The following is a 3360-nucleotide window of genomic DNA, read 5'->3' on the forward strand; positions in this document are numbered from 1 at the left end:
ATCGTAGTCAGTTGAACTCACTTTTCGTCCCAATACTGCTTTTTACAACTTCGTTCGCCGCGGGTTGAGCAAAACTGAGACGTCGATTCTTTCTTCTTAAAAGCCCGGCCGCAATTAGCACAACGGATCACTGAACCTAACGGGGCTCGTCGGTTTTCTTGGTATTGCGTCCGTCTGCCTTTATCAAGGTTAGGTTGAATGGGGTTGGCGCCTATATACTCCATACTACTGCTCCGTTTCCTCTATGTAGCTTGATAGAAAACTCGTTAGAAAGACTTTGTCTTGTTCATGAAGTTCCGCTTTCTTGGCAAGGGAGTCGATGAACAGGTCAATGGTCTTCATCACGGACTCATCTGGGCCTGTATGAATAGTTACAGCGTCATTACTTCGTGGCAATACACCCACAGCTGCAGCAGAAGCATGTTCTTCATCACCACTTAAACTATTCCCCTTCAGTGATTCAATTAATCGCGCCTGGTGAATGACTTTTTCTTTCAGCTTATTGTTTTGACGACGTAACAACTCATTATCACAAACAGAATGAGACACTGACACCTCCTCTATTAATTTAGCCACCTGCACGTGTATGCAAATAAATTGCTCTTTTAAAACGTATTAGGTTTTTAAGAAGACCTAACTCGCTCCACCTATATGCAGCGGGTTTTATGGTGGGTGTACAGAGGAATTCTTTTCTACTTTCATTAAATAAACATCTAATGAATATGAAAAATAGTCGTATAAAGCAGAAATTAAATAAATAATGCCTAATGGTTAAATAATCGAACGTGCTCAATCAGTTACAGCGTAAAGAATTGAAACAACAATCGTTGATGTATGAGTGGCGAACAGGAATTGGGTTTATCACTTTCTTGCACTGTCTTCCCTATCAATTGGGGGCGATAGAGATACCTGACGGCCAACAACATACCCATAGTGTTAGCAACTGACTATGCGTGCATCAAGCAATTATTCTTGTCGCTGGTGGAACATCACCTACCTTTGAAAATACCCATGCATTTGACAGCATGATTGGCTGGTCGGGCAAACTTTCGTGCACCATGTGTACGCGAGTGCCATTTGAAAGATAGCCATCGCCAACAATAGTCAGTTTATACTTACGCCATGCTAATGGCAGGGTGGGTTTAACTGTATTGAGCAGCGTATCTCTATCCGGTAGGTTCCAATCCCTACTCCTTTTTTATGCCGTTAAGAAGACCTTCAAGGAAGGCCTTATGATTGTCTAGTTCTGCTTTGACCAAGGTAAGGTGAAGCACATGAAGTTTTGCCATATAAGACGACGTCAAGATTTCAGCATACGGCATATAAATCTCACGAAGTCGCTCAATGTTAATGAAACAAGGGCCGTGATATCCATTTTTACGATGCTCTTCGGTAAGGTATGCATGGATAACATCATGATCGTCTTTATTGAGGTTGATATCCATGATGAATCTCAGTGAGATATATTTTCCGCACAACGCTTATTGTGGGCTATGGTGAGTGTGCTAAGTTTTTGTTGTGCTTGTCGGGCTTTATTTTGGTGATGCTCTGCGTTGAGTGTAAGCCTATCGATTCGGTGACTTAATGACTTTTTCTCACTTTCTAACGCCGCAATATTTTGTTTGAGGCTTTCTATTTCATTCTCAGTTTCCATTAAAGGTCGAGCCCCTTTAATTAGTGCTTCAATCGCTTCAACGTCCTTTCTGACCTTACCAACATACCCAAGGATGCGATTTAGGATTCTGGTTCCTGGTATTCCCAGCGCATCCTGAGCGCCAATTGCCCGAGTCATGTATCGGTTCAGATAGTTGCTGAATTTTTCGATATCGTTTAATAGGGCGTTAATGTTGTTCGTTTTCATATTCATCTCCAATTAACGGGGTAACGATTACAAAGTACCTCGAAAATGGCATTGCGCTATTATTTGCTGATATGAAAGTCTAATAGCAAATGACCGCCTGTAACTCATTAACCACAAACGTAAAAGTTGCCTTTAAGCAGAATTTTTTTAAATATCTACATTATTCGTATATTGCTTTTGCTAATAGTCACTTATCACACCCACTATCATCACCTCTGCGGTAATTCCTTACGGCATCATTAAATGCTATTTCATACAGGCCGTTATCAGAATGCCAGTGAAGACGTCACAGCGTTTGGTCATCGTGTAGAACTTGAGGTCTCACAAGTTTCACTAGGGGGGCTGTTTACAGTCTGGAATGTTATCGACACAACCAATGTTTTGGTCAAATCACCTGCGAAAAGTAAGATTTTAGTGCATCGGGCAACGGTGGTCTGCCTCGGAGGAAGAGAGCGGCTTTACCGCTGAAATTAGTTTTCGCTCGATGCTTACCGAATCATTCGAGCTTGGCGCAAAAATTGGGTACTTCGATGTAGCGGATGAGCCCAAAACTACTTTCGGTGCTTTTGCATACTACTATGTTACAAATGACGCTGCAGTAGGTGCGACATATGAAACGTGGGAAAATGTTGACTTTATGGGACTGAACCTTCTATATGCGTTCTAGCTTTAGTAAATCCCAGACATGCCCAGTTTAAACACTGGGTATGTTTACAAGAATGCCGTCATAACTAACGCCTATCGTCAATAGAACAGAAACAGTTCTACAGACGATGTTTGTTAGTCTGATAGAAAGTCATAAATAAGACTGTAAGACTTATCACTGTACAACTTATTTAAGTATGACCAGCTTTCTCCAATTTCTTTCCATTTACCTTCTTGTTTCACTAGCTTCTGTATGTCTTTGTGCAGATCGCATACATCAACCATTCTGATACATCTTCCCAGATCGTCAGCGTCATGAGGTACAGCATATTCTGCTTTGAACACTACTTCATCAGTCAAAAGGCTCAGCAGATAACGTGAGCTCATACCCACATCATCTGAAGCTAACCATTCTGTCGGAGTCATGGGTTTATTTGCCATTACCCTTTCACGCTTACACTCGTCTATCACAAGGTTGGCAGCACTGATGATGGTGTTATACACACCGACATCAAAGGGTAAATCAGGGTGTTGGCGGCTTAATTCATTACTAATAGCGCTTATTAGCTCCATTTGTCTAACATGTACCGGTTTAAAACTCATTGTTCTGTCCTTATTAGTCATTGTTATCGTTTGAAATGTATTAGAAACGGCCATCTCAGAGTGTTTTGACGCTATGAGTTTCAAGATGCGCTTTTAGTAACTCACGAGCCATCGAATTTGCTTCAGAAGCAAAATCGCTCTGGTAGGTCTTACCATTGAAAATAACTTCATAGTGATGACCACAGATGTCAGCAATACTTTCGTCATAACAAGACACACCAGGTTTATTGTTTGAGGCTGTGACCAGGTAC

At 41.4% G+C, this 3360-nt stretch carries 7 protein-coding genes; 1 reads left to right on the forward strand and 6 read right to left on the reverse strand.

The window, feature by feature from the left end; all coding sequences use genetic code 11:
* Positions 1-17: 17 nt before the first annotated feature.
* From BIZ39_RS20885 to BIZ39_RS20900, 4 genes are all read right to left on the reverse strand, one after another.
* Positions 18-224 (reverse strand): hypothetical protein, encoded by a 207-nt coding sequence (locus BIZ39_RS20885; RefSeq protein WP_187447976.1) that lies wholly within the window; start codon positions 222-224, stop codon positions 18-20.
* A gap of 1 nt (position 225) precedes the next feature.
* Positions 226-549, reverse strand: a complete 324-nt coding sequence (locus tag BIZ39_RS20890) for a hypothetical protein (RefSeq protein WP_187447977.1) — start codon at positions 547-549, stop codon at positions 226-228.
* A gap of 638 nt (positions 550-1187) precedes the next feature.
* On the reverse strand, positions 1188-1445 hold the full coding sequence (locus BIZ39_RS20895; protein WP_187447978.1) for a hypothetical protein: 258 nt from the start codon (positions 1443-1445) through the stop codon (positions 1188-1190).
* An 8-nt stretch (positions 1446-1453) separates the two neighbouring features.
* On the reverse strand, positions 1454-1861 hold the full coding sequence (locus BIZ39_RS20900; protein WP_187447979.1) for a hypothetical protein: 408 nt from the start codon (positions 1859-1861) through the stop codon (positions 1454-1456).
* A gap of 484 nt (positions 1862-2345) precedes the next feature.
* On the opposite strand from BIZ39_RS20900, the gene BIZ39_RS20905 reads away from it, so the two are divergent.
* The gene (locus BIZ39_RS20905) at positions 2346-2528 is read left to right on the forward strand and encodes a hypothetical protein (protein ID WP_187447980.1); all 183 of its coding nucleotides are present in this window, start codon (positions 2346-2348) and stop codon (positions 2526-2528) included.
* Between the two features lie 113 nt (positions 2529-2641).
* Here BIZ39_RS20905 and BIZ39_RS20910 read toward each other — a convergent pair whose 3' ends face one another.
* Complete coding sequence (locus tag BIZ39_RS20910) at positions 2642-3109, reverse strand: hypothetical protein (RefSeq protein WP_187447981.1); 468 nt, start codon at positions 3107-3109, stop codon at positions 2642-2644.
* Between the two features lie 55 nt (positions 3110-3164).
* Positions 3165-3360: hypothetical protein (locus tag BIZ39_RS22080; protein WP_222936736.1), on the reverse strand; the 196-nt coding region annotated here is incomplete at its 5' end.

This window comes from Alteromonas sp. BZK5, from assembly GCF_014349115.1.
In the GTDB taxonomy this organism is placed as follows: domain Bacteria; phylum Pseudomonadota; class Gammaproteobacteria; order Enterobacterales; family Alteromonadaceae; genus Alteromonas; species Alteromonas macleodii.

Coding starts and splice junctions, on each gene's coding strand:
- BIZ39_RS20885 (WP_187447976.1), bottom strand. CDS start 224: ATGGAGTATATAGGCGCCAACCCCATTCAACCTAACCTTGATAAAGGC.
- BIZ39_RS20895 (WP_187447978.1), bottom strand. CDS start 1,445: ATGGATATCAACCTCAATAAAGACGATCATGATGTTATCCATGCATAC.
- BIZ39_RS20900 (WP_187447979.1), bottom strand. CDS start 1,861: ATGAAAACGAACAACATTAACGCCCTATTAAACGATATCGAAAAATTC.
- BIZ39_RS20905 (WP_187447980.1), top strand. CDS start 2,346: ATGCTTACCGAATCATTCGAGCTTGGCGCAAAAATTGGGTACTTCGAT.
- BIZ39_RS20910 (WP_187447981.1), bottom strand. CDS start 3,109: ATGAGTTTTAAACCGGTACATGTTAGACAAATGGAGCTAATAAGCGCT.